The sequence below is a fragment of the Rhodanobacter sp. MP1X3 genome, assembly GCF_014207165.1.
GTDB lineage: Bacteria > Pseudomonadota > Gammaproteobacteria > Xanthomonadales > Rhodanobacteraceae > Rhodanobacter.
Map to the genome: position 1 here is coordinate 1,498,492 of NZ_JACHCO010000001.1, position 25,981 is coordinate 1,524,472.

Below are 25,981 nucleotides of genomic sequence, written 5' to 3' on the forward strand. Positions count from 1 at the left end.
TCCGCACATCGGCGTCCGGCGGGACGCCGGTGCGCCGGGCTTGATCATCAGAACTGGCTGCCGAAGGTGAACTGGATCTTCTCTTCGTAATGGCTGTCGTCAGCCTGGGTACGGAACGGATGCGCCAAGCTGATGATCAGCGGACCGATCGGCGCCTGCCAGTGCACCGAGATACCGGCTGATGCGCGCAGGGTGCTTGCCGTGAACGATGAGAAACTCTGGTAGGCATTACCGACGTCCATAAATACCGATACGCGCGCTGTGTTGATGTCCTTCAGGAACGGCAGCGGCAGATAGACTTCGGTGGTGCCTAGCACCTTGAACGCGCCGCCGATCGGCTCGGCGTAATTGCCGTCCGGGCAGTAGCCATTTTTCGCCTGAGGGACATCGGCAATACAGACGCGTGGCCCCAAGGTGTTGTCCTGGAAACCGCGCACGTCGCGCACGCCGCCTGAATAGAAGTTCTCAAAGAACGGGAAATCCTGCCGCATATCGACGAGGGTGTGGTCGGTGACGGCATTCTGCAGGGTGGTGTAGTCGCTATCGCTGATGCCATTGCTGCCATAGGTCTTGCCGTAACCCACCTGACCATCCAGATAGAGCACAAAGCCCTTGCCGATCGGCCAGTAATGGTTGGCTTCGGCGGTGAACTTCCAGTATTGGATGGTGGAGCCCGGCAATGCGATGTCCGCCGATGCCGAGATCAGGCCACCACGCGTCGGGGAGAAGTAGGCGTTGCGCGTATCGTGGTTCCACCCCAGTGTGCCGGTCCACGTGTGGATCGTGTCGTTGCCGATTTCATTCTGATAATCGATCAACACCTGCGGGCTGTAGCCTGGGATCAGGCTGACCTTGTCGCTGCTGATGCCCAAGCCGACGCGCACGCCGTCCGTTTCGGTGATCGGAATACTGAGATAGGTAGAGAAGCTCTTGTCGCTGGTCGAGTAGTCGGCGAAATCAGTGTCGCCGTAGTCGGTTTTGGAATACGTGGCGTTATAGCCGATACCGACATTGCTATCGGTGAGATACGGATTGAAGTAGTTGACACTGAACTTCGTGTAGTAGCTGCTGCGCTCGCCGCTGATCGATGCGCTGTCGCCGGTACCAAAGATGTTGTTCTGCGACACCGACGCGTTGAGGATGATGCCGGAGTACTGGGAATAACCGACACCAAACTGCAGGCTGCCAGCAGACTGCTCCTCGACCTTGACCGTAACATCGACCTGATCCAGCGAGCCCGGTATCAGTTTCTTGTCGATGTCGACGGTCTTGAAATAACCCAGGCGCTGCAGGCGGATCTTTGAGCGGTCGAGAGCGGCCTGCGAATAAAAGGTGCCCTCGAGCTGGCGCATTTCGCGGCGCAGCACATCGTCCTCGGTGCGGGTATTGCCCTGGAATACCACGCGGCGGACATAGACGCGCTGACCTGGTTCGACGAAGAGGGTCAGGTCGACGGTATGGTTGTTCTTGTCCAGTTTCGGAATTGGCGTGACCTTGGCGTAGGCGTAGCCGATGTTGGCGAGAATCGCCTTGATCGACTTGCCGCTGGCTTCGATGGCCGACCGATTGAACAGCTCACCCTTTTTGACGTATAGCAGCTGGCGCAGCGTGGACTCCGGCAGGATCAAGGTGCCGAGGAGCTTGACGTCGGAGATCGTGTAGGTATCGCCTTCCTTCACACTGGCGTCGATGTACATCGAGCGCTTGTCGGGCGCGATGCTCACCTGGGTCGAGTCAACGCCAAAATCGGCGTAACCGCGATTCATGTAGTACGACTGCAGTTTTTCCAGGTCGCCGGAAAGTTTTTCGCGCGAGTACTGGTCGTCCTTGGAGTACCAGGACATCAGGCCCGGTGTGTTCGACTCGAAACCGGTGCGCACTTCCTTGTCGGTAAATGCGTGGTTGCCGAGGATGTTCAGCTCTTCGATCTTGGCCGCCTTGCCCTCGCGGATTTCGATATCGACGGCGACGCGGTTGCGTTCCAGCGTGGTGACGTGCGGCGTGACCGAGACGTTGTACTTGCCGCGGTTGTAATACTGGCGGACCAGCTCCTGCTGCACATTGTCCAACGCCAGGCGGTCGAAGGTCTCGCCCTCGGTGAGGCCGATCTGCTTCAACCCCTTCTTCAGGTCATCGGTTTTGATGTCCTTGTTGCCGCGGATCGTCAACTTGGCAATCGACGGCCGTTCGACCACCTTGATCACCATGATGTCGCCTTCGCGATCGATTTCCACGTCGCTGAAGAACTTGGTCTGATACAAAGCACGGATGGCTTTCTGGGCCTGGTCGTTGGTCAGGCGGTCACCCTTGCCGACGGGCAGATAGGTGTAAACCGTACCAGGAGCGATGCGGCTGAGGCCGTCGATACGAATGTCTGACACCACGAACGGGTCGAACGCAAACGCATTGGCGGAGAGGGAGGCAAGCAGGATCAGCGCGGCGATACGCTTCATCGTCGGTTCCGTTGGGTTATTTCGATGGAGCAGCCAACGTGGCCGCCCCGATCAACACATGAAACAGGGCAATACCCTGCTTCGAAAAAGAGTACGTGCTCTGCGGGAGCACATCGCGTAACGCACCACATCGATCTGCTGCATCAAGAGCAGCGGAGCTCCTCACCGATACATCCGATTTGCCTGTCATCGCCATCACGACAGCAAAATGCCATGGATGTCGTTGTAAAACGCCAGCCCCATCACGGTAAACAGCAGAGCGATGCCGATGTACTGACCAACAACCATCGTCTGCTCGCTAACCGGACTGCCTTTGATCAGCTCGATCAGATAATACAGCAGGTGCCCACCATCAAGGACGGGAATCGGCAACAGGTTGATGATGGCCAAACTCAGGGACACCAGTGCAAGAAACTGCAGGAATGACGCAAAACCCATGCTGGCCGAGGCGTTCGCCACCTGGGCGATGCCAATCACGCCGTGCAGGTTCTGGGTCGAGGCTTCGCCGGTAATCAGCTTGCCGAACATGGCAAATGTCTGTGCGGCGTTGTGCCAGGTACTCTGCAGCGATGCGCCGAAAGCCTTGATCGGTCCATAGCGCACCATGGCTTCTTCGGGCATTGGAGCGCCGATGCCCATCACCCACTTTTGCGGCTGACCCTGCAGTGACTCCCACTTGGTGACGACGCTGAGTTTTTTCGACTGACCGCTGCGCTCGATCACTACGGTGAGCGTAGGTGATTTGACCGCATCGGCCTGTACCAATTTGCCGAAAGCTTCGAAATCACTGACAGACTGGCCGTTGACGCTGATCAGACGATCACCACCTTGCATGCCGGCAAGGGAGGCGGGCATGCCTGGCGTCACTGATGCGGCAATCGCCGGTGGTGGCGCTGGCTTCAGACCCAAGGCATCGAAAGACTTTTCAACCGGCTGTCCGGCCGGTAGCTGGTCCAGCGGAAGCACAAGCTGGCGAGAACGGCCATCTGTGCCGCGGACGGTCATCGGCAGAGGCGCGCGCCCGAGCAACCCGTTCGCCAGCGCGTCCAGGGAATCGCCCATGGTCATAACGGTCTGGCCATCGATGCTGAGAATGCGGTCGCCGGGCAGGATGCCTGCCTTGGCGGCAATGCTCTGCGGCGTGGCGGTGACGACGGGTACATAGTCCGGCCGTCCCAGCATGAACATCAGCCAGAATGCGGCCAGCGTAAAGATCACGTTGAAACCGGGTCCTGCGGCAACGATGGCGATACGCTTCCACACGGATTTGCTGGTGAATTCCTGATCGCGCAGGGCCGGATCGACGTCGCTTTCGCGTGCGTCCAGCATCTTGACGTAGCCGCCGAGCGGGATCGAGGCAATCTGGTATTCCGTGCCGTCGCGGCCGGTGCGTTTCCAGATGGCCTTGCCGAAACCTACCGAAAAGCGCAGTACCTTGACGCCACAGCGCCGCGCGACCCAGTAGTGGCCGAACTCATGAAAGGTCACCAGCACGCCAAGCGTGACGATCAACCAGAAAACCGAGCCGAAAAAAGAGTTCATCAATCGCCGTTGAAAAGTGACATCACGCCAAGAATATCAGCAAGCATTGCGCAGAATGCGCCGAGCGGCTTCCCGGGCCACCCGATCACGTTCAAGCAAGATCTGAATATCGACCACGGCTTGCGCTGGCAGTTCCGCAAGAACCGACTCCACGACGTCGGCAATGGAAAGAAACGGCAGTGCGCCGGCCAGAAATGCCTCCACGGCGACCTCGTTCGCGGCATTCAGCACGGCAGGTGCGTCGCCGCCAGCGCGCAGCGCCTGAAACGCCAACGCCAGGCAACGGAACGTCACCAGATCAGGCGGTTCGAAGGCTAGCGGTGCGCAGGCGGTCAGATCCAGTGATGCGACGCCGGCATCGACCCGCTCAGGCCACGCCAGTGCGTGAGCGATCGCGGTGCGCATATCGGGGTTCCCCAACTGAGCCAGCACGGAGCCATCGACGTATTCGACCAGCGAATGCACCAGGCTTTGCGGGTGCACCACCACGCCGATCGCATCGGCTGCGGCGCCGAACAGGTGATGCGCCTCGATCACCTCGAGGCCCTTGTTCATCAGCGTGGCCGAGTCGACCGAAATCTTGCGGCCCATCACCCAGTTGGGGTGTTTGCAGGCCTGCTCCGGGGTAATGTCGGCCAGTTCAGCCCGCGTACGACCGCGAAACGGGCCACCCGAAGCGGTGAGCGTTAGCCGTCGAACACCTTTGTGCAGCATCGGTCTGCCGCCGGCCAGGCCTTCAGCAGGCAGGCACTGGAACAGCGCATTGTGTTCGGAGTCGACCGGAATCAGCGCGCCGCCGCCGGCAGCGACCGCATCCAGCAGCAGCGGGCCGGCCATCACGATGGCTTCCTTGTTGGCCAGCAGCAGGTGTTTGCCGGCGCGTGCGGCCGCCAAGGTGGATTCCAGTCCGGCGGCGCCGACGATGGCCGCTACCACGGTATCGCACAGAGGGCTCGCCACGGCTTTGGTTAGGGCATCGTGGCCGCTGGCCACGTCGCATGGAACACCAGCAGCGCCGAGCTTGCGGGACAGCTCGGCTTCCAGAGCCGGATCGGCGATCACCGCCAGTTCGGGGCGATGCTGCACGCACAGCGCGACGAGCGCATCGACTTGCCGATGCGCGGTCAGCACGGTGGCGCGAAAACGCTCCGGGTGCCGGGCTATCACGTCCAGTGTATTGCCGCCGATCGAGCCGGTGGCGCCAAGTACGGCAACGTTCTTCATGTCACAAGCCCAGCAACATCAGGCCGGCGGCAAAGATCGGCAACGCGGCAAATACACTGTCCAGGCGATCCATCAGGCCGCCGTGGCCTGGCACCATGGTGCCGGAATCCTTCACCTGGGCATGGCGCTTCATCAGGCTTTCGATCAGGTCACCCACGATCGATGCGCCGACGGTGACGATGGCCAGCACCGCGAGCCCGAATAGCTGGCCGCCGCGTACGTCGAACAGCCACCAGCCGCCCAGCGTGGTTACCGCCACGCCTGCGATCAGCGCGCCATACGCGCCGGCCCACGTCTTGCCTGGGCTGATCTGCGGGGCCAGTTTGCGCTTGCCGAAGGTGCGGCCGCTGAAATAGGCGCCGATATCGGCGGCCCAGACGATCACCAAGGCGAGCAGGGTAAAGCCGTGACCGTGCGGCTGTCCTGCATGGATGCTGATCATCGCAACCCAGGCTGGAAACACCACGAATGCGCCGGCCAGCAATTTGAGCGCGCGATTTTCCTGGGTGGGTGCAGCGCCATAGGCGAAGTGACGTAGCCACACGCACGCGAGCAACCACCAGGCCACGCCCAAGATCAGCACGATGGGCATCATGACGGTGGCGCGGGCCAGCCACAGCATCACGAACACCGCCGTTGCCGCCGCCAGCCATACGATCTGCCACGCAGCGCTTTTCAGTCCGCTCAAGCGCGACCATTCCCACAGTGCGGCAAGGAACGCAGCGGCTGCGACCAGCGTGAACACCGGCGTCGATGCGAACAGGATGATCAGGATGACCAGCGGTGCGAGCACCAGGGCGGTGAGGGTGCGCTGAAGCAGCATCGGTATCCTTAACTAGTGGCGGCGACTTGCTCACCGGTGCGGCCATAACGGCGCTCGCGGCGGGCATAGTCTTCGATGGCGCGACGCAGGCAGGCTCGATCAAAATCGGGCCACAGCGTCTCGGTAAAGTACAGCTCGGCGTATGCAGCCTGCCACAGCAGAAAATTGCTGATGCGATATTCGCCGCCGGTGCGGATGAAAAGGTCCAGCGGCGGCAGCTCGGCCAGGCTCATCCACTGACCCAGTCTTGCTTCGTCGACGTCCTCGGCGCGCAGTTCGCCGCGCGCCACGGCTTCGGCCGCCCGACGTGCGGCCTGCACGATATCCCAGCGACCACCGTAATTCACGGCAATGCTGACATGCAGCTTGTCATTGCCGGCGGTTCGCGTCATCGATGCCTGCATGCGTGCGCGCAAGGGTTCGTCGAAGGCGCTCAAATCACCGATGAAGCGCAAGCGCACGCCGTTGCTGTGCAACTCGTCCACTTCCTTGTCCAATGCGCGGACGAACAAGTTCATCAGTGCCATGACTTCGTCTGGCGGTCGCTGCCAGTTTTCGCTGGAAAACGCGAATATCGTCAGCGCCTGCACGCCTTCGCGCATGCAGGACTCGATCGCTTCACGTACGGCCTTGCGGCCAGCGTTGTGGCCAAAGCTGCGCGGGCGATGCCGGGCTTTGGCCCAGCGGCCGTTGCCATCCATGACGATGGCGATGTGGCGCGGAACCGTGGGATGTCCTGCCCTATTCAGCACAGGCGTCACCGGCCCTGTCTGTTCGCAGATTTGTGGTGTGCGGACGAAAACAGGCGTCCGCCTGTCGAGGAGGCGCGCCGCAGATATGTGGACAGACAGGGCCGGCCCCAACGATTGGGAAATTATGATGATGGGGTGATATCCAGAAGGCGCGCATGCGGTGGCGCGCGGCTTGCCAAGGCAGCCAGCCTTGCCTGCGCCACGCACTTCCACCTGCGAACCTTCTGGATATCATGCCGCCTGCGCTGAATAGATCAGGACATCCCTTGGCCTCGGCGCCGGACATGGGGTTGCGATGGCGCTCAGAGCGCCATCAGCTCCTCTTCCTTGGCCTTGACCACGGCGTCGACGTCTTTCACCGAGCGATCGGTGAACTTCTGGATCTCGTCGTCGGCGCGGCGCTCGTCGTCCTCGGTGATCAGCTTTTCCTTCAGCAGATCCTTGATCTGCTGAAGTGCATCACGACGTACGTTGCGGATCGCGATTTTCGCATTCTCACCTTCATGGCCAACGTGCTTGGCCAACTCACGGCGACGCTCTTCGGTGAGCGGCGGCATGTTCAGGCGAATCACAGTGCCGGCGGTGGTTGGCGTAACGCCGAGATCCGACGCCATCAAGGCCTTCTCAATCGGCGCGACCATGGGCTTTTCCCACGGCGTGATGATGATGGTGCGTGCATCGGCGAGAGAGACCGAGGCGACCTGGGTCAGCGGCATGTCCGCGCCGTAATAGGACACCTTGATGTTATCGACCAGCGCCGTACTGGCGCGACCCGTGCGAATACGGGTGAGATCGTGCTTGAGCGAGTCGATGCTCTTGCCCATGCGGGTCTGGGCATCAGTCTTGATGTCGTTGATCATGAAACGTTTCCCGGTGAATCTGGCAAGCGGATGATTATAGCAGCCGGGTTACGGCGAGCTGTATGCGTTGAAGCGAGAGGTGAGTGCGTCGCTCAGCCGCCGTCAACCAGGGTGCCGATCGGCTCGCCATGCATGATGCGCATCAGGTTGCCTGGCACGGTCATGTCGTAAATGCGCAGCGGCATGTCATGGTCACGGCATAGCGAGATGGCAGCGGTATCCATGACCGCCAACTTGCGCTCGATCACTTCATCGTAATCAAGCCTGTCGTAGCGAACCGCGTCGCTGTGCTTGGCCGGATCGGCGGTGTATACGCCATCGACCTTGGTCGCCTTGAGCAACAGGTCGGCACCGATTTCAACCGCGCGTAACGCAGCTGCGGAGTCGGTGGTGAAAAACGGGTTGCCGATGCCGGCGGCGAACAGGACCACGCGGCCCTTTTCGAGATGGCGGATGGCGCGGCGGCGCACGAAATCCTCGCTGACGTCGTGAATCTGGATGGCGCTCATGACGCGGGCGATGCCGTTGCGCTTTTCGATCGCGTCTTGCATCGCCAGCGCGTTCATCACAGTGGCCAACATGCCCATGTGGTCGCCGGTGACGCGATCCATACCGGCCGCGGCAAGCCCGGCACCGCGGAAGATGTTGCCACCGCCAATGACTACACCGATTTCCACGCCGGCGCGCTGGACCTCGATGATCTCGTCGGCCAGCCGGCCGATGACTTTGGGATCAATGCCGTAGTCGGCCTGGCCCATCAGTGCTTCACCGGACAATTTGAGCAGGATACGGCCGTAATTCAGCGGGGTGCTCATGGAATCTCCGGATTATGTGTGGCAAAACAGCTGCATTGTACTGGCTGCTGGAAGTGGCTGGGAGAGCGTTTGCCACGTTGCGATTTATTTGTGTCGACTATTCGCTATACAGATGTAAAAAAGCCGCGGTTCCCCGCGGCTTTTTTTGATGCTTGCCGAATGACGCTGAAACTCAGGCCAGGCCGGCCTGCTTCATCACTTCAGCGTGGAAATCCTCTTCCACTTTCTCGATGCCTTCGCCGACGGCCAGACGCACGACCGTGACAACGTCCGCGCCTTCCTTCTTCAGCGCTTCGGCCACCGTGGTGTTGGTGTCCAGCACGTAGGGCTGGCCGAGCAGGGTGACTTCGGAGACGATCTTGTTGATCTTGCCCGCGATGATCTTTTCCAGGATTTCGGCCGGCTTGGCCTTGTCCTTTTCGGTCATCTGGCTCAGCGCGATGTCTTTTTCCTTGGCGACGAACTCGGCAGGGACGTCTTCGGCGCGGATATGCGCCGGGTTCATGGCGGCGACGTGCATCGCAATACCCTTGGCCAACTCTTCGGAGCCGCCCTTGAGCGACACCAACACGCCGATGCGGCCACCGTGGATGTAACTGCCGATCACGTCATCGCTCTCGACGCGGGCCATGCGGCGCACGTCGATCTTCTCGCCGATGGTGGCGATCAGGGTCTTGGCCGCTTCTTCGACATTGCTGGCGCCCGGGTAGGCGGCTGCCTTCAAGGCATCGACATCCGATGCGCCGGATTTCAGGGCGATATCGGCGACGGTGTCGGTGAATTTCAGGAAGCTGGCGTCTTTGCCGACGAAATCGGTTTCGCAGTTGATTTCGACCAGTACGGCGGTTTTGCCGGCCTGGGCGGCAACGATACGGCCTTCGGCAGCGACGCGGCTGGCTTTCTTGTCGGCCTTGGACAGGCCGGACTTGCGCAGCCATTCCATCGCGGTGTCGATGTCGCCGTTGTTCTCGACCAGCGCCTTCTTGCATTCCATCATGCCGGCGCCGGACCGCTCGCGCAGTTCCTTGACCAGTTGGGCGGAAATAGTGCTCATGGGTAGTCCTCCAAAAATTTGGATACGCCGCAACGGTTGCCCGCAGCGGCGCGAATATTTCTAGGGTGTCGCGACGGCGCGAAGCCGTCGCTGCACTGGCTTACTTGGCTGAGGCGCCATCGCGCGGGCCACGGCCACCATCGCGACCACCTTCGCGACGCGGAGCGCCGGCACCCTTCTTGGGAGCGGCATCACGGCGCGGAGCGGCCGGCTTGCGGTCTACCTTGGCGACCGGATTGCCTTCCTCGTCGAGCTCAACGAAATCGTTGGCATCGCCTTGGGCAGCAGCCGGAGCAGCGGCCTTGCCTTCCAGGATCGAGTCGGCGGCGGCGCGGGCGTACAGCTGGATCGCGCGGATGGCGTCATCGTTGCCCGGGATGGCGTAATCGACCAGCTCCGGGTTGTAATTGGTGTCGACCACGGCGATCACCGGGATGCCGAGCTTCTTGGCTTCCTGCACGGCGATGTCTTCATGGCCGATATCGACCACGAACAGCGCGTCGGGCAGACGGTTCATGTCCTTGATGCCGCCCAGCGAAGCCTGCAGCTTGTCGCGCTCGCGACGGCGGGACAGCACTTCGTGCTTGACCAGCTTCTCGAACGAACCGTCGGTCTCGGCGGCTTCCAGCTCTTTCAGGCGCGATACGGACTGTTTGACAGTGCGGAAGTTGGTCAGCATGCCGCCGAGCCAGCGTGAGGTGACATACGGCATACCGGCGCGTGCAGCCTCTTCAGCCAACGGCTCGCGAGCCGAACGCTTGGTGCCGACGAACAGGATGGTGCCGCGCTTCTGCGCCAGCGCCGACAGGAAATTCATCGCGTCGGTGAACAGCGGCAGGGTCTTTTCCAGATTGATGATGTGGATCTTGCCGCGGGCGCCGAAGATGTACGGAGCCATCTTGGGGTTCCAGTAACGGGTCTGGTGACCGAAATGGACGCCGGCTTCGAGCATTTGACGCATGGTGACTTGTGCCATGGTGAAACTCCTTGCAATGACCTTAAAAGGTCTGGGGGTTGGGACCTCCACGTACCCCCGACTTCGACCGCGAACGTCCCATTGAGTGGAGGGATCGAGCGCAGCACCCCGAAGGCGGTGCCGATACGTGTGTGGCGTTGGTTGGGTATTGAACCGCTTGGCGGTTACAATCCCGGTACGCTTTGCGCTGCGCAGATCCAATGAAACGGCTACGTCAGGTCAGCAAAACTCCCGAATTGTAGCCGGTGCGCCGGCAGTGCAGCAAGTTGTGGCGATTCATTGGTTGAACCGCCGTACTTGAGGCGCCATCTAGGCATGACTATGGCCATTACCCTCAAAAATTCCGAAGACCTCGAAGGCATGCGCGTCGCGGGCAAACTGGCCGCCGATGTGCTTGCCATGCTCAAGGATCACGTCAAGCCCGGTGTGACCACCGAGGAGCTTGATCGTCTCGCCCACGACTATATTGTCAACGTGCAGCAGGCGATTCCGGCCAATGTTGGCTATCACGGGTTTCCCAAGACGCTATGTGCCTCGGTCAACCACGTGATCTGCCATGGCATTCCGAACGAGGGCAAGGTGCTGAAGGATGGCGATATCGTCAATCTGGACGTCACCGTGATCAAGGACGGCTGGCACGGTGATACCAGCCGCATGTATTTCGTCGGCACGCCTTCGGTGCTGGCCAAGCGGCTGGTCGATACGACCTTCGAAGCGATGATGAATGGCATCAAGGCCGTGCGCCCCGGCGCCACACTGGGCGATGTCGGTCATGCGATCCAGCAGCATGCCGAGGCGGCGGGTTTCAGCGTAGTGCGCGAGTACTGCGGCCATGGCATCGGCAAGGTTTACCACGACGAGCCGCAGGTCCTGCATTACGGCAAGCCGGGCGCTGGCGTCGAATTGAAGAAAGGCATGACCTTCACCATCGAGCCGATGATCAACGCCGGCAAGCCGCAGACCCGCCAGTTGCCGGATGGCTGGACCGTGGTGACCAAGGATCACTCGCTCTCGGCACAGTGGGAACACACCATCGCGGTCACGGACGATGGTTTCGAGATACTCACAGCGTGGCCCGACGCGGTTTGAGCTATGAAGCATGCTAGGAGCATGTGGTCCAGGAAGAACATGTGGAAAATTCTTTTCCCCGTGTCCTTGGCGTTTTTGCTGATGATTCATCTGATCATTTTTTGGATTCCAGTCAGTATTAAAGTTGCTGACGAGCAAAAACGGCGCCTGTCACGACGTTTGTACACGTCGCTGTTGGTTAGCGCGCTATTGTTGATGGGGGCAGCTAATTTTAGCCTTTCATTCACGCTAATTCGCTTAATCAAGCCGGCTCACCCAGTGATTGATAGCTTTTTTGTCACTATCGTGACGGGTGTGTTGGGTCTAATCCTTTCTCGATTGTTTGTAATCCTCTCTCGCAAAAAACAGCGTGGCGTGACTTAGATTTTTACTGGCTGATTTGTACTGGAAGTCGCAATCATCGAAGCATCCCGTTTCACGCTCGTCGATTTACCACCGCTGCCGCGCTTGCCGGTGGCTGTGCCTCGTTCTGGCGTATCGGCCGAGGCGCGCCTGGCATTGCGACAGCTGCTGGGTGATGTCAATCGCACCCTGACCACGGCCTTTCGCGATGGTGGCGATGCCACGTTGCTGGCACGTCGACGTGGTGAATCGGTGGAACGCGTGGTCGCGCACGTATGGATGGCTTGCCTGGGCGATGTCAGCGGCGCGGCGCTGTTTGCCGTGGGTGGGTTTGGCCGTGGCCTGTTGTTTCCGTATTCGGATGTGGATTTGCTGGCCCTGGTCGAAGCGCCGGCGCCTGCGCGCTTGCGCGCGCTGGAACAGTTTTTCGCCACGCTGTGGGATGTTGGCCTGAAGGTAGGACACGCCGTACGCGATACGGCGCAATGCCGTGATCTGGCATCCAGGGATTTGAGTGTGTTCACCAGCCTGCTGGACGCACGTCGATTGGCCGGTGATCAGCTGTTGGGCGACCGGCTACGCGGAATCATTGACGACCCGGAGCTGTGGCCGCCGACAAAATATCTGGCGGCGCGGCTGGCCGAACGCGATGCGCGTCATGCCCGTTACGACGATACGGCCCACAATCTGGAACCCAACCTCAAGGATGGTCCGGGCGGTCTGCGCACGCTCGACGCGCTGCGCTGGCTCGGTCGACGGTTGGCACATGCGAACGGATTTGCTGATCTGGTGACCGAGGGTTTGCTGGACGCTGCGGAGCAACTGGCGCTCGAAGAATCCGAAGCGACGTTGCAACATTATCGCTACGCCCTGCATCTTGAGGCCGGTCGCGCCGAAGAACGTCTGTTGTTCGATTACCAGCGTGGGCTGGCCACGCGACTGGGCTTCGAGGACGAACACGAAAAAAATCTGGGCGTCGAACAGTTCATGCAGGGCTATTACCGCGCTGCGACCCAGATCGAGCGTCTCGGGGTGCAAGTGGCCGAGCGCTTCGAGGAAATGCTGGAAACACCTCTCGAAGCCCAGGCTGCGGGCGTCGACTTTGTGCGTTACGGCACGCGTCTGGCCGCGCGCGATCCGCAGCTTTTCATGCGACGGCCTTCGGCGTTGGTGGACATATTCATCGAGCGGCTCGATCAGCCTGGGGTCATCGGCTTCACTGCCGACACCATGCGTCGCATCCATCAGGCAACCGCTTCGCATGGCGAATTGCTGTCGACCGATCGCGGTGTACTGGATGCATTTCTGATCCTGCTTCGCCGCGGCGCGCCCGCGGTCGACGCACTGTGGAGCATGAACCGGCACGGCTTGCTGGCGGCGATTCTGCCGGCTTTTGGCATGGTCTTCGGTCGCATGCAGTACGACTTGTTCCATGTCTATACGGTCGATGAGCATACGCTGCGCGTGCTTCGCAACGTGGCGCGTTTTGCAGAGCCGGCGGCAAAAACGGAGTTCCCTGTTGCGTGTCCGATTTGGCGCGCGTTGCCGAAGCCGGAAATTCTGCTGCTGGCGGCGTTGTTCCACGACATCGCGAAAGGTCGTGGCGGCGATCATTCCACGCTTGGCGAAGAGGATGCCCGCACGTTTTGCACGCAGCTGGGCTTGCTTCGCGCCGATACCGAGCGGGTGGCCTGGTTGGTGCGCTGGCATCTGCTGATGAGCACTACCGCACAACGCCAGGATATTACCGACCCCGATGTGGTGCAGCGCTTTGCCGATCTCGTCGACGATCGGGAACGCCTCGGTCAGCTGTATCTGCTGACCATCGCCGACATCATCGGTACGAGTCCGCGCCTGTGGAACGCGTGGAAGGATCGGCTGCTTTCCGATCTTTATACCGCCACTCGTTATGCGCTGCGCAGCGATGTCAACCTGCCGCGTGATGCCAATGAACGCGTGCGTGAATGCTCCGAACACGCGCTGGCGTTGCTGATGAACGAGGGCTACGCCGAGATCGACGTTGTCCACGTATGGGCCGATTTCCCGCAATTGAGTTTCATGCGTCACCGACCCGAGCAGATCGCCTGGCAAACGCGGGCGATCCTGGTGGCAAACGGCGCAGTTCCGTTGGTGGCCGTACAGCCCTTTTCGGTACGTGGAAGCACCGAGCTATTTGTTTACACGCCCGATCGCGATGGCCTGTTTGCGACTGTCACCGCCGTGCTGGACCGGCTGCGTTTTTCGGTGATGGAGTCGCGCATCCTGAGTTCGCCGACTGGCATGGCGCTGGACACGTTCCTGCTGCTGGAGGCCGACACGCAGCAGCCGGCCAGCGCGGCTCGGGCTCAGGAACTCCAGCAGCGGCTGCAGCGCGAACTGGAACATCCCACCGGAATGCAGCCGTGCAAGCGCAACATGACGCGCCATCAGAAGCACTTCCAGACGCCGCCGCGAATCAGCTTCCATGCCGCCGGTGACCGAACCCAGCTCGCGCTGGTCGGCGCGGACCGCCCGGGTCTGCTGGCTGCCGTGGCGCAGGTCATGCTCAATACCGAAGTGCGGGTGCACGACGCGCGTATCGCGACCTTCGGTGAGCGCGTGGAGGATTTTTTCCAGATCACCGACCGTCACAACGCGCCGCTGAACGCCGTGCAGCAGGGGAGGCTGTTGCAAGCGCTGATGTCCAGCATCGGCCCCGTGCGGGATTGATCGGCATGACGTCCGCGCTATCATCGTGATAGCTGCACATCGCAGCGGCCACTCGCACTCCAGCCATGACCTACACGTTTATAGAAACGCTGCATTTGTTGTTTGTTGTCGCGTGGATGGCAGCGGTTTTTTACTTGCCGCGGATCCTGGTGAACATGGCTGAGACAGTGGGGCAGCCACCGGTGCAGGCACGTTTGCAGCTGATGGGTCGCCGACTGTATCGCTTCGGTCACATCATGTTTGGTCTCGCTTTCGTCATGGGGCTGACGTTATGGCAAGGCTGGCGCGTGTTTCCCTCTGCGCTACCGAACGTGGTCGGACCGATGCACTGGATCGATGCCAAGGTGACCCTGGTGATCGTGCTGCTGATCTATTTCATCCTGTGCGGACGCATGCTCAAGCGTGCGGCCGCGGGCGGCGTGCTGCCCACGTCGAAAGCGTTGCGCTGGACCAATGAACTACCGGTGCTGCTTCTGCTTGGTGTGCTTTACCTGGCTGTCGCCAAGCCGTTTTGAGATGGCGGCGGGGGCATCGTAGACGAGGTTTGGCCGCGAATTTGCGCTAAACTGATCGCCAACAAAATAACCGACGAGACAAGGTGGCCCGCGCTTTGCGCCGGCCGAGCGTGCGACATGGCAACTACCCGCTACCACCGCTGATTCTCAACGCCTTGTTTTCCAAAAACAGAGGGCGTTATGCCCTTTCTTTTTGTCCACTGTCTGGACGGGTTGCCAAGACAGCCTTCAGGCCAACTTTTTAATCAACGCACGCTTCAAGCGCGAATGCCCAGGTACTCCCATGATTGAAATCACGCTACCCGACGGCAGCAAGCGGCCGTTCGATCACCCCGTTACCGTGCAGGACGTGGCCGCCTCGATTGGCGCCGGTCTGGCCAAGGCGACGCTGGCCGGCAAGGTCGACGGCCAACTGGTCGATGCCGCCTTTCCGATCGAGCATGACGCCAGCCTGCAGATCATCACTGACAAGAGTCCCGAGGCGCTGGATATCCTGCGCCATTCCACCGCGCATCTGATGGGGCAGGCCGTGCAACGCCTTTATCCCGGCGCGCAGGTGACGATCGGTCCGGTGATCGACAACGGCTTTTTCTACGATTTCGCCTACGAGCGACCGTTCACGCCCGACGATCTGCCGAAGATCGAGGCGGAGATGACCAAGATCGTTGCCGAGCAGCTGCCGGTGACGCGCGACGTCAAATCGCGCGACGAAGCCGTGGCGTTTTTTCGCGGCATGGGCGAGGAGTACAAGGCCGAAATCATTGAGGGTATTCCGGCCGATCAGGCGCTGTCGCTGTATACGCAGGGCGAGTTCACCGACCTGTGCCGTGGCCCGCATGTGCCCAATACCGGCAAGCTGCGCGCGTTCAAGCTGATGAAGGTGGCCGGTGCCTACTGGCGCGGCGATTCCAACAACGCGATGCTGACCCGCATCTACGGCACTGCGTGGCTCAACGACAAGGATTTGAAGGCTTACCTGTTCCAGCTGGAAGAAGCCGAGAAGCGCGACCATCGCAAGATCGGCAAGCAGCTCGACCTGTTCCATCAGCAGGAAGAAAGCCCGGGCATGGTGTTCTGGCACCCCAACGGCTGGGCGATCTGGCAGCAGGTCGAGCAGTACATGCGCAGTGTCTACAAGCGCAGCGGTTATCAGGAAGTGCGCTGCCCGATGGTGCTGGATGTGTCGCTCTGGAAAAAGTCCGGGCACTGGGACAACTACGCCGAGAACATGTTCTTTACCGAGTCGGAAAAGCACACGTATGCATTGAAGCCGATGAACTGCCCTGGCCACGTGCAGGTATTCAACACCGGCCTGCACAGCTATCGCGAACTGCCGATCCGCTACGGCGAATTCGGCGGCTGCCATCGCAACGAGCCATCGGGCGCACTGCACGGCATCATGCGCGTGCGCGCCTTCACGCAGGACGACGGGCATATTTTCTGCACGCCGGAACAGGTGGAAGCCGAGGTCACGGCATTCCATCTGCAGGCCATGAAGGTCTATGCGGACTTCGGCTTTACCGACCTCGCCATCAAGCTGGCGCTGCGACCGGAAAAGCGGATTGGCTCGGACGAATTCTGGGATCGCACCGAGGAAATGTTGCGCCGGGCACTGCGTGCCGCCGGCGTGGAGTGGGAGGAGCTGCCGGGCGAGGGCGCCTTCTACGCGCCCAAGATCGAGTACCACCTGAAGGATTCGATCGGCCGCGCCTGGCAGGTGGGCACCATGCAGGTGGATTTCATGATGCCCGAGCGCCTCGACGCCGAGTACGTGGACGAGCATTCGCAGAAAAAGCACCCGGTGATGCTGCATCGGGCCATCGTCGGCTCGATGGAGCGCTTCATCGGCATCCTGATCGAACATCACGCGGGACTGCTGCCGTCCTGGCTGGCTCCGGTACAGGCGGTGGTGCTCAATATCACCGACGCGCAGGGCGATTATGTCCGGGAAGTGACGCAAACCCTTGTCGATAAAGGTTTCCGGGTGCAGTCCGATTTGCGCAATGAGAAGGTCGGCTATAAAATCCGCGAACATACGATGCAGAAAGTGCCTTATTTGCTCGTGGTCGGTGACCGCGAGAAAGAAACGGGTACCCTAGCCGTGCGTACCCGTTCGGGTGAGGACCTGGGCAGCATGTCGCTGGCCGACTTTGCCGAACGACTGGTGACCGAAACCAAGCGCTGAGCCCAAACACTCAGCTTTGGCGGTCAGTTTTTCTTACTTCTTCTGGAGGATCGTGGTATCGCAACCACCGACAACAAAGGCAATCGTCGCAACCTAGAAATCCGTGTGCCACGGGTACGTGTGATTGGTGCCGAAGCCGAACAGCTTGGCATTCTGACCCGCGACGAGGCGCTGGCGCTGGCGCAGGAAGCGGGCATGGACCTGGTCGAGATCCAGCCGAACGGCGATCCGCCGGTCTGCCGCATCATGGACTACGGCAAGTTCAAGTTCGAAGCCCAGAAGAAGGCGCAGGCCGCCAAGAAGAAGCAGAAGCAGGTCGAGATCAAGGAAGTGAAGTTCCGTCCGGTCACGGACGTGGGCGACTACCAGATCAAGCTGCGCAACATGCTGCGTTTCCTTGAGGAAGGGGACAAGGTCAAGGTCACCATCCGCTTCCGTGGTCGCGAGATGTCGCATCAGGATCTGGGCCAGAACCTGGCCAAGAAGATTCAGGAAGACGTCGGCGAGAACGGCCAGATCGAGTCCTTCCCGCGGCTGGAAGGGCGCCAGATGGTCATGATGATCGGCCCCAAGAAGAAGCAGTAAAAGAAAAGGCAGCCTCAGGCTGCCTTTTCCACATGCGGCTGCGTTTGCATGTCTAGCTGGCATCAAAGCGGGTTTACCCGTACAATTCGCGGTTCGACCCGCCGGATGGGTCGTGCACCGATCATGGCAGGACGGAAAGCGTGGCCGGATTCCTCTGAGTCCGAGACACCGCCAGATCAGTCAGAAACCGGGACGCCAACTCAAACAGGCGTTCCCACACAAGGAAACAGTTATGCCCAAGATCAAGACCAACCGGGCGGCGGCGAAGCGTTTTCGCAAGACCGCGTCGGGCAAGATCAAGTGCGGCCACGCCTTCAAGTCACACATCCTGACCAAGAAGTCGACCAAGCGTAAGCGTGGTCTGCGTGCACCGAATCATCTCAAGGCGTGTGACACCAAGGGTGTAGCGCGCATGTTGCCGTACTTGTAAGACGAGGAGATAAACCATGGCTCGTGTAAAGCGTGGCGTTACCGCCCGTCGTCGTCACAAAAAAGTTATCGGTCGTGCCAAGGGCTATTACAACGCCCGCCGCAAGGTCTTCCGCGTTGCCAACCAGGCCGTCATCAAGGCGGGTCAGTACGCGTATATCGGCCGCAAGCAGCGCAAGCGTCAGTTCCGCGCGCTGTGGATCGTCCGTATCAATGCCGCGGCACGCATGTTCGGCCTGTCCTACAGTCGCCTGATCAATGGCCTGACCAAGGCCGGTATCGAAGTCGACCGCAAGGTGCTGGCTGACATCGCCGTGCACGACATCAAGGCATTTGAAGTGATCGCCGAGAAAGCCAAGGCCAGTCTGGCCGCTTGATCGTCGGGTGCTTCGGCGCCAGCGCGGTATGATGCAACGTCAAGCGGGGAAGAGGCCAAAACCTCTTCCCCGTTTTGTTTGTGGAATACCGTGTTTGTGGAATAGGTTCGTTGGGGAATCATCGGATCCACCGCTGGATCCATTTCATTAGGCAACACCGGAGTCGCATTGATGGACGACCTGGAAAGCCGCGCTGCACAGGCGCTGGCCGAAATCGACAAAGCCGATACGCTCGACGCGCTCGACGCGCTGCGTGTCAGCTTGCTGGGCAAGAGCGGCATCGTCACCGCTGCATTGAAAGAACTTGGTGCTCTGGCGCCCGATGCCCGCAAGGCGCGCGGTGCCGAGGTCAACACGGTCAAGGACCGTCTGGCCGATGCGCTGGCAGCGCGCAAGCAGATGTTGGAGCAGGTCGAGCTGGATCGCCGGCTGGCATCAGAGAAGCTGGATATCAGTCTTCCTGGTCGCGATGGCGAGCGCGGCGGTATCCATCCGATCACCCGGGCGTTGGAACGCATTGCGTCGATCTTTTCGCGACTGGGCTACCAGCGCGCCGATGGTCCCGAGATCGAGGACGACTGGTACAACTTCGAGGCGCTGAACTTCCCGCCGCATCATCCGGCGCGTGCGATGCACGACACGTTCTACTTTGGTGACGGCCGTTTGCTGCGCACGCATACCTCGCCAGTGCAGATCCGTTCGATGGAGGACAAGCAGCCGCCGATCCGCATCATTGCGCCCGGCAAGGTCTACCGCAGCGATTCGGATCAGACCCACTCGCCGATGTTCCATCAGATCGAAGGCCTGTTGATCGACGAAACCTCCAGCTTTGCCGATCTCAAAGGCACGTTGGCCGAATTCATCCGCGCGTTTTTCGAACGCGACTTCGAGATGCGTTTTCGTCCGAGCTACTTCCCGTTTACCGAACCGTCGGCTGAAGTCGATATTCGCTGGGATGCCGAGGACGGCTCCACGCGCTGGCTCGAAGTGCTGGGCTGCGGCATGGTGCATCCGAACGTGCTGAAAAACTGCGGTATCGATCCGGAGCGTTACACGGGCTTCGCATTCGGCTTGGGTGTGGAGCGTTTCGCGATGCTTCGCTACGGCGTCTCCGATCTGCGCGCGTTCTTTGAGAACGATCTGCGCTTCCTCAAGCAGTTTGCCTAAAGCATTAAAGGGACGGGAGATGAGGGGCGAGTAGTAAGGGCTTTAGCGCTGCCGCTAACGCAAGGTTGGATTCTGCGTCCTCGCTACTCGTTTCTCGACCTGCTCTTCGAACACAGTGAGCATCTATGAAATTCTCCGAAAACTGGCTGCGTGAACTTGTCGAGATCAAAGCTGACCGCGCAGAGCTTGCTCACGCGTTGACCATGGCCGGGCTTGAGGTCGAAGAGTTGACGCCGCTTGGTGAAAGCCTCAGCGGCGTCGTTGTGGCCAAGATCGTCGCTGCCGAAAAGCATCCTGAGGCGGACCGTTTGCAGATTTGCAAAGTCGATGCGGGGCGGGGCGAGACACTGCAGATCGTCTGCGGAGCGCCGAACGCGCGTGTCGGTATCAAGGTTCCGCTGGCCAAGGTCGGTGCGAGCCTGCCCAACGGCATCGCGATCAAGGCGGCGAAGCTGCGTGGGGTGGAATCGTTTGGCATGCTTTGTTCGGCGAAAGAGCTGGATCTTGACGCCGATGCGTCCGGCTTGTTGGAGCTACCAGTCGATGCGCCCGTTGGTAAACCACTGGCGGATTATCTTGGCCTGCCCGATGCAAGCTTCGAATTGAAGCTTACGCCGAACCGCCCTGATTGCCTCGGCCTGGTTGGTCTGGCGCACGATGTGGCCGCGTTGTTCGGCAGTGCCGTGAAGGTCAATGATCAGACAGCTGCTCCGATAACGAGTAATGCGCGCCGCGGTATTCGTCTCGAGGCTGGCAGAGATGCGCCACGTTATCTGGGGCGCATCGTCGAGGGCATCGACCCGGCAGCGCGCAGTCCACTGTGGCTTGCCGAGCGTTTGCGTCGCTCCGGTTTGCGCTCCATCAGCGCTGTTGTCGATATCACCGCCTACGTGATGCTGGAGCTGGGTCAGCCGATGCATGCGTTCGATAACGACAAGCTTCAAGGCGACATCGTTGTGCGCCACGCGCGGGCGAGTGAAACGCTGAAGCTGCTCGATGGCAGCGAGGCCAAGCTTGACGAAAAGTTTGTGCTGATCGCCGACGAGAACAATGCGTTGGCTGTTGCCGGTGTGATGGGCGGTTTTGATTCGCGCGTTACCGACGCCACGCAGAACGTATTCCTGGAGTCTGCCCATTTTGTGCCGGCCGCGATCATGGGCCGCGCGCGCAAACTGGGTTTGCATACCGATGCTTCGCACCGCTTCGAGCGTGGCGTCGATCCCGAGCTGCCGCTGCGTGCGCTGGAGCGGGCCACCGAGCTGCTGCTGTCGATTGCTGGCGGCAAGGCTGGTCCCGTGCTGGTCGCCGAAAACCTTGCCGATCTGCCGCAGCCTGTTGCGGTAACTCTGCGTCGTTCGCGCCTGCAGCGCGTACTCGGCGTTGAAGTCGCTGACGCCGAAGTGGCGCGCATTTTTATCGCGCTCGGCATGCGGGTCGAATCGAATGGTGAGGGCTGGAGCATCACCGCGCCGAGCAGTCGCTTCGACATCGAGCGCGAAGAAGATCTGATCGAAGAGATCGCGCGTATCTTCGGCTACGACAATATACCCACGCATACGCCAACCGGCGCCTTGGTGCTGGCGGTTGAGCCAGAGGCGCGCATCAACGAACTGGCGTTGCGCGAGCAGCTGGCGGCACGTGGCTATTACGAAGCGGTGAATCTGTCGTTCGTGGCGGCGGATCTGCTGGCGCAGTGGGGTTTTACTGATCGGCTCGTACCGCTGGCCAATCCGTTGTCCGCGGATCTGGCGATCATGCGGCCATCGCTATTGCCGGGTTTGATCGAAGCCTTGCGTCACAATCGGGCAAGGCAGCAAGGCCGGGTGCGTCTGTTCGAAGTGGCGCGAGTATTTGAAGCGGGTAACCCACCGGTCGAAACGCCTAGCGTGGCCATCGTCGCCTGCGGCAACGCTCGTGCGGAGCAGTGGGGCGAGCCGTCGCGGCCGCTCGACTTTCACGACATCAAGGGTGATCTCGATGCCTTGATCGCATGGGGTGGCGAACCGGGACGCTGGTCGGTGCACGCGGACGGCTTGCCGGGCTGGCTGCATCCAGGCCGCTCGGCACGCGTGGTGCGTGATGGCGAAACGGTGGGGTATCTGGGTGCCTTGCATCCGCAACTGGCCAAGGCGCTCGATCTGGGCGCCGACGTGCACGTGCTGGAGCTGGCGCTGGAACCGGTACTGGCGCGACGCCTGCCGAAAGGCCTGCCGATATCGCGATTTCCTGCGGTCCGCCGCGATATCGCGATGGATCTGCCCGAAGAAGTCAGCTGGTCGCAGATCGAGCAAATAGTCCGCATCACGCTGGGTACGCGGCTGCAGGAACTGCAGCTGTTTGACCGTTATAGCGGCAAAGGTGTCGAAGCCGGCCGAAAAAGTCTCGCTATGGGCTTGATTTTACAGGACGCTTCACGCACCCTTACTGACGACGACGCGGACCGTTGCGTACGAGAAGCGATAGCTGCGTTGGAGCTGACATGCAAGGCAAAGCTGCGAGGATGACATGGCGCTGACCAAGGCGGAGATGGCCGAGCGGCTATTCCTCGAAGTAGGTCTCAACAAGCGTGAAGCGAAGGAATTCGTGGATGCTTACTTTGAGGAAATTCGCGGAGCATTGGAAAACGGGGAGCAGGTGAAGTTGTCCGGTTTCGGCAATTTCGATCTGCGTTTGAAAAACCAGCGGCCTGGGCGTAACCCGAAAACCGGTGAGGAGATTCCAATTTCCGCCCGACGTGTGGTGACGTTCCGTCCAGGGCAGAAACTCAAGGTAAGAGTCGAGGGCTATGCTGGACCAAGGGAATAACGACTATGCTGGATCAAGGGAATAATACAGAACTACCTGCCATCCCGGCCAAGCGCTATTTCACCATCGGTGAAGTCGGCGAGTTGTGCGGTGTAAAACCCCATGTGTTGCGTTACTGGGAGCAGGAGTTTCCGGCGCTCAATCCGGTCAAGCGTCGCGGCAATCGTCGCTATTACCAACGACACGACGTGCTGATGATCCGGCAGATCCGTTCGTTACTGTACGACGAGGGTTTCACTATCACTGGCGCACGTGCGCGGCTCGAAGGTCCGCAGGCGCGCATGGAGGCGAGTATCTCGCACCAGATCGTGCGCCAGGTGCGGATGGAACTGGAAGAAGTGCTGACGCTGTTGCGTCGCTGAAATCCATCGCATCGGCAGCTACCGGCAATGTCCGGTGAGCTGCTACAATTTCGGACTTGCTGTTTCGTCGGGGCGTAGCGCAGCCTGGTAGCGCATCTGCCTGGGGGGCAGAGGGTCGTGGGTTCGAATCCCGCCGCCCCGACCATTACAGTGACTGGTATATAAAAAAGCGCCCTTGGGCGCTTTTTTATTGAAAACGTGAAATGGGGAACAATAGCGTTGCGGCCTCTGTTTCCGTGCCCGGGTTAGCTCAATAGAGCACCCGGCTGCGCAGCGTTCCGGTATGCGCCACTTCGCGCACGCGCTAGCGGTTTGCAAGTTGGCGCATTGATGGATAGACCTTCGAAATCAATGCGTCCATTGCCGCATTGTTGCCTTGCACGGCTCGTGCGAGGAATTCCGTGATGTTCATTTGTGTGCGCAGTCTAACAATGGACTGCCGCCGACACGGTGCATCAACCGCATGTCGGTATCGATGGTGTTTTTGCGCTTTAGTAAGAGATGGTGAAGTTTCGGAAGGCAGCGCGCCTTCGGAGCGCCGTCGCACTTTCTTTCAGCCAAGGATTGAAGCCATGTCGAATCACCGTACTTTATGCCGTCGTCTTGCACAGACAGCCGCTGTCTTTACTTTCGTATTTGCCGGATCCGCCAGTGCGACCGTTCCTGCCCCCAGCGCTGGCGCGAATGTCACTGCACACCAGGCGCACTACACCTATCGGACGCTCGACTATCCGGGTGCCTCGGATACGATTCTATTTGGGATCAACGATTTTGGCGAAATAACCGGTCAATACAATCTGAGTGGTCTCCAGCCACACGCCATGCTTTATCGCCTTGGTCATTTCGAGGCACTCAATCCGGGCGGTTTGATCGGTAGCAACAATTTCAGCGCCGCCGGCGGGCCCAACAATTTGGGCGTGATCTTTATCGACTATGCCGACACATCGGGTCTACAGCACGGGTTGCTATTGCAGTGGGGGCAGGTCACAAAGATCGATTTTCCGGGGCACCCTAGCTCAAACGTCGATGGCGTCAGTCTTTCCGGTGCCATAACCGGCGTGTACTGGGGCGACCATGGTTATGCCCATGGGATATTGCGCCAGGACGGCCAGGACACGCTGATCGACGTCGCCGGATCGCGCGAAACATATCCGCTGGGTAACAACGGCAGCGGCGAGATGGTCGGCTTCTGGGACACCAGTCAAAGCGATGTGCATGGTTTCTATCGCAGTTTGGGCGGGCAGATTACATCGATCGACGTGCCGATCGCGGGAACAGCTGCCACGATCGTGTATGCGATCAACGATGTAGGCCAGATCGCCGGCGAGTACTTCGACACATCGGGAGGAATTCACGGCTTCGTGCGGACGCGTGGCCAATACCAGAGTCTCGACGTGCCTGGCGCGGCGACGACGTATGTCACCAACATCAATAATTTCGGCGTGGCAGTCGGCCAATATACTGATGCGGCCGGCAATAACCACGGATTCGTCGCTACGCCGTGGTGATATAACGAAGGCACTTGATGACCGCAAAGGCTTCGCTCCCATGCGAAGCCTTTGCCCACTCAATGCCAGCTCAATACAATACGCGGGTACGCAATGTACCCGGAATCGCGGCCAGCTTTTCCTTCAGCGCGGTCGCCTGGGCCGCGTCGGCGGTAACATCGATCACCACGTAGCCCACCTCGGCATCGGTCTGCAGGAACTGGGCGTCGATGTTCATGTTGCCGGCCGAGAACAGCTCGTTGATGCGTGACAGTATGCCTGGCACATTGCGATGAATGTGCAGCAGGCGACGACTGCTCGGGTGTTCCGGCAAAGTCACTTCGGGGAAATTTACCGCTGACAGGGTCGAGCCGTTGTCGCTGTAGCGGATCAACTTGCTGGCGACTTCGATGCCGATATTGTCCTGTGCTTCCAGCGTGCTGCCGCCGATGTGCGGAGTCAGGATGACGTTGTCCATGCCGACCAGTGGGGAGACGAACGCATCGTCGTTACCCTTCGGCTCGATCGGGAATACGTCGACCGCGGCACCGGCAAGGTGACCCGCGCGCAGCGCTTCGGCCAGTGCGTCGATATCCACCACGGTGCCGCGCGAGGCGTTGATCAGCATCGCGCCGGCATGCATCTTCGCCAGCTGTTCCACACCGATCATCATCTGCGTCGCTGGTGTTTCCGGTACGTGCAGGGTCACCACGTCGGCGCGTTCCAGCAGCTCGTCCATGCTGTGCACGGCACGTGCATTGCCCAGCGACAACTTGGCTTCAATGTCATAAAAGATCACCCGCATACCCAGCGCCTCGGCCAACACGCCGACCTGGGTGCCGATATGCCCGTAGCCGACGATGCCGAGCACCTTGTCGCGCGTTTCGAAGCTTCCAGCGGCGGACTTGGTCCAGCCGCCGCGATGGCATAGCGCGTTCTTCTGCGGGATGCCACGCAACAGCATGATCGCCTCGGCGATGACCAGTTCCGCGACACTTCGAGTATTCGAGTAGGGCGCGTTGAATACCGGAATGCCTAGCTTGCGCGCGGCGCCGAGATCGACCTGATTGGTACCGATACAGAAGCAGCCCACCGCGATCAGCCGCTTGGCGTGCGTCAGCACGTCTTCGCTGAGCTGGGTGCGCGAGCGGATGCCGACGATATGCGCATCGGCGATACGCTGCTTCAGCTCGGCATCGGGCAGTGATTTCGTGTGCAGCTCGACATGGCTATAGCCCGCCCGATGAAAAACCTCGACGCCGCTGGCGCTGACGCCCTCAAGCAACAGCACCTTGATGTCTTGGCGGGGATACGAGGTTTGCATTGCAGCCTTCCACACAGATGAGAGGGCTTACTATGCCAGAGCGCAGCAGGTCGTGTGGCAATGCAGCACTGGACGCGATGGCGGGCGGCTGGCAGGCTTTGTTGAT

The 25,981-nt window shown here is 60.3% G+C and carries 23 protein-coding genes and 1 tRNA gene; 14 read left to right on the top strand and 10 right to left on the bottom strand.

Annotated elements, in window-relative coordinates:
- Nucleotides 1-47 precede the first annotated feature (47 nt).
- The 9 genes from bamA to rpsB form a co-directional block, all read right to left on the bottom strand.
- Nucleotides 48-2,453 (bottom strand): outer membrane protein assembly factor BamA, encoded by a 2,406-nt coding sequence (bamA, locus tag HDE79_RS06315; protein ID WP_184601004.1) that lies wholly within the window; start codon nucleotides 2,451-2,453, stop codon nucleotides 48-50.
- Nucleotides 2,454-2,648: 195 nt separating this feature from the next.
- Nucleotides 2,649-3,995 carry an RIP metalloprotease RseP gene (gene rseP, locus HDE79_RS06320; protein ID WP_184601005.1) on the bottom strand — a complete coding sequence of 449 codons (1,347 nt, stop codon included), beginning with the start codon at nucleotides 3,993-3,995 and terminating at the stop codon, nucleotides 2,649-2,651.
- 36 nt (nucleotides 3,996-4,031) lie between these two features.
- Nucleotides 4,032-5,219: a 1-deoxy-D-xylulose-5-phosphate reductoisomerase gene (locus HDE79_RS06325; protein ID WP_184601006.1), complete on the bottom strand. Its 1,188-nt coding sequence runs from the start codon at nucleotides 5,217-5,219 to the stop codon at nucleotides 4,032-4,034.
- Nucleotide 5,220: 1 nt separating this feature from the next.
- A complete protein-coding gene (locus HDE79_RS06330) occupies nucleotides 5,221-6,042 on the bottom strand; it encodes a phosphatidate cytidylyltransferase (RefSeq protein WP_184601007.1) in 822 nt (273 codons plus the stop codon).
- Nucleotides 6,043-6,050: 8 nt separating this feature from the next.
- Nucleotides 6,051-6,791, bottom strand: a complete 741-nt coding sequence (gene uppS, locus HDE79_RS06335) for a polyprenyl diphosphate synthase (protein WP_184601152.1) — start codon at nucleotides 6,789-6,791, stop codon at nucleotides 6,051-6,053.
- Between the two features lie 305 nt (nucleotides 6,792-7,096).
- Nucleotides 7,097-7,654 carry a ribosome recycling factor gene (gene frr / locus HDE79_RS06340; protein ID WP_184601008.1) on the bottom strand — a complete coding sequence of 186 codons (558 nt, stop codon included), beginning with the start codon at nucleotides 7,652-7,654 and terminating at the stop codon, nucleotides 7,097-7,099.
- A gap of 92 nt (nucleotides 7,655-7,746) precedes the next feature.
- Nucleotides 7,747-8,469 carry a UMP kinase gene (pyrH, locus tag HDE79_RS06345; RefSeq protein ID WP_184601009.1) on the bottom strand — a complete coding sequence of 241 codons (723 nt, stop codon included), beginning with the start codon at nucleotides 8,467-8,469 and terminating at the stop codon, nucleotides 7,747-7,749.
- 172 nt (nucleotides 8,470-8,641) lie between these two features.
- Entirely contained in the window at nucleotides 8,642-9,523 is an 882-nt protein-coding gene (gene tsf / locus HDE79_RS06350; protein ID WP_184601010.1) for a translation elongation factor Ts, read from the bottom strand.
- Between the two features lie 100 nt (nucleotides 9,524-9,623).
- Entirely contained in the window at nucleotides 9,624-10,499 is an 876-nt protein-coding gene (gene rpsB / locus HDE79_RS06355) for a 30S ribosomal protein S2 (RefSeq protein WP_184601011.1), read from the bottom strand.
- A gap of 321 nt (nucleotides 10,500-10,820) precedes the next feature.
- Here rpsB and map point away from each other — a divergent pair, with 321 nt between their 5' ends.
- The 14 genes from map to HDE79_RS06425 all read left to right on the top strand — a co-directional run bounded on the left by map (nucleotide 10,821) and on the right by HDE79_RS06425 (nucleotide 24,572).
- Nucleotides 10,821-11,588 carry a type I methionyl aminopeptidase gene (map, locus tag HDE79_RS06360; protein ID WP_184601012.1) on the top strand — a complete coding sequence of 256 codons (768 nt, stop codon included), beginning with the start codon at nucleotides 10,821-10,823 and terminating at the stop codon, nucleotides 11,586-11,588.
- 39 nt (nucleotides 11,589-11,627) lie between these two features.
- The gene (locus HDE79_RS06365; RefSeq protein WP_184601013.1) at nucleotides 11,628-11,951 is read left to right on the top strand and encodes a hypothetical protein; all 324 of its coding nucleotides are present in this window, start codon (nucleotides 11,628-11,630) and stop codon (nucleotides 11,949-11,951) included.
- 96 nt (nucleotides 11,952-12,047) lie between these two features.
- Complete coding sequence (gene glnD, locus HDE79_RS06370; RefSeq protein WP_343205916.1) at nucleotides 12,048-14,639, top strand: [protein-PII] uridylyltransferase; 2,592 nt, start codon at nucleotides 12,048-12,050, stop codon at nucleotides 14,637-14,639.
- Between the two features lie 65 nt (nucleotides 14,640-14,704).
- Nucleotides 14,705-15,154 (top strand): CopD family protein, encoded by a 450-nt coding sequence (locus tag HDE79_RS06375; protein WP_184601014.1) that lies wholly within the window; start codon nucleotides 14,705-14,707, stop codon nucleotides 15,152-15,154.
- 283 nt (nucleotides 15,155-15,437) lie between these two features.
- A complete protein-coding gene (thrS, locus tag HDE79_RS06380; protein ID WP_184601015.1) occupies nucleotides 15,438-17,339 on the top strand; it encodes a threonine--tRNA ligase in 1,902 nt (633 codons plus the stop codon).
- 42 nt (nucleotides 17,340-17,381) lie between these two features.
- Nucleotides 17,382-17,924 carry a translation initiation factor IF-3 gene (infC, locus tag HDE79_RS06385; protein WP_083743671.1) on the top strand — a complete coding sequence of 181 codons (543 nt, stop codon included), beginning with the start codon at nucleotides 17,382-17,384 and terminating at the stop codon, nucleotides 17,922-17,924.
- A 232-nt stretch (nucleotides 17,925-18,156) separates the two neighbouring features.
- Nucleotides 18,157-18,354: a 50S ribosomal protein L35 gene (gene rpmI, locus HDE79_RS06390; RefSeq protein WP_077445148.1), complete on the top strand. Its 198-nt coding sequence runs from the start codon at nucleotides 18,157-18,159 to the stop codon at nucleotides 18,352-18,354.
- A gap of 16 nt (nucleotides 18,355-18,370) precedes the next feature.
- On the top strand, nucleotides 18,371-18,730 hold the full coding sequence (gene rplT / locus HDE79_RS06395) for a 50S ribosomal protein L20 (protein ID WP_184601016.1): 360 nt from the start codon (nucleotides 18,371-18,373) through the stop codon (nucleotides 18,728-18,730).
- A 171-nt stretch (nucleotides 18,731-18,901) separates the two neighbouring features.
- Complete coding sequence (gene pheS, locus HDE79_RS06400) at nucleotides 18,902-19,897, top strand: phenylalanine--tRNA ligase subunit alpha (RefSeq protein WP_184601017.1); 996 nt, start codon at nucleotides 18,902-18,904, stop codon at nucleotides 19,895-19,897.
- Nucleotides 19,898-20,022: 125 nt separating this feature from the next.
- The gene (gene pheT, locus HDE79_RS06405) at nucleotides 20,023-22,401 is read left to right on the top strand and encodes a phenylalanine--tRNA ligase subunit beta (RefSeq protein WP_184601018.1); all 2,379 of its coding nucleotides are present in this window, start codon (nucleotides 20,023-20,025) and stop codon (nucleotides 22,399-22,401) included.
- Nucleotide 22,402: 1 nt separating this feature from the next.
- Nucleotides 22,403-22,702, top strand: coding sequence for an integration host factor subunit alpha (ihfA, locus tag HDE79_RS06410; RefSeq protein WP_184601019.1), 300 nt, complete (start codon nucleotides 22,403-22,405; stop codon nucleotides 22,700-22,702).
- A gap of 5 nt (nucleotides 22,703-22,707) precedes the next feature.
- Nucleotides 22,708-23,064 (top strand): MerR family transcriptional regulator, encoded by a 357-nt coding sequence (locus HDE79_RS06415; protein ID WP_056386704.1) that lies wholly within the window; start codon nucleotides 22,708-22,710, stop codon nucleotides 23,062-23,064.
- Nucleotides 23,065-23,132: 68 nt separating this feature from the next.
- Nucleotides 23,133-23,209, top strand: a tRNA-Pro gene (locus tag HDE79_RS06420).
- A 427-nt stretch (nucleotides 23,210-23,636) separates the two neighbouring features.
- Nucleotides 23,637-24,572, top strand: a complete 936-nt coding sequence (locus HDE79_RS06425; protein WP_184601020.1) for a hypothetical protein — start codon at nucleotides 23,637-23,639, stop codon at nucleotides 24,570-24,572.
- Nucleotides 24,573-24,642: 70 nt separating this feature from the next.
- Here the strand turns inward: HDE79_RS06425 and serA are convergent, their stop codons facing one another.
- Complete coding sequence (gene serA, locus HDE79_RS06430) at nucleotides 24,643-25,875, bottom strand: phosphoglycerate dehydrogenase (RefSeq protein ID WP_184601021.1); 1,233 nt, start codon at nucleotides 25,873-25,875, stop codon at nucleotides 24,643-24,645.
- Nucleotides 25,876-25,981: the final 106 nt, after the last annotated feature.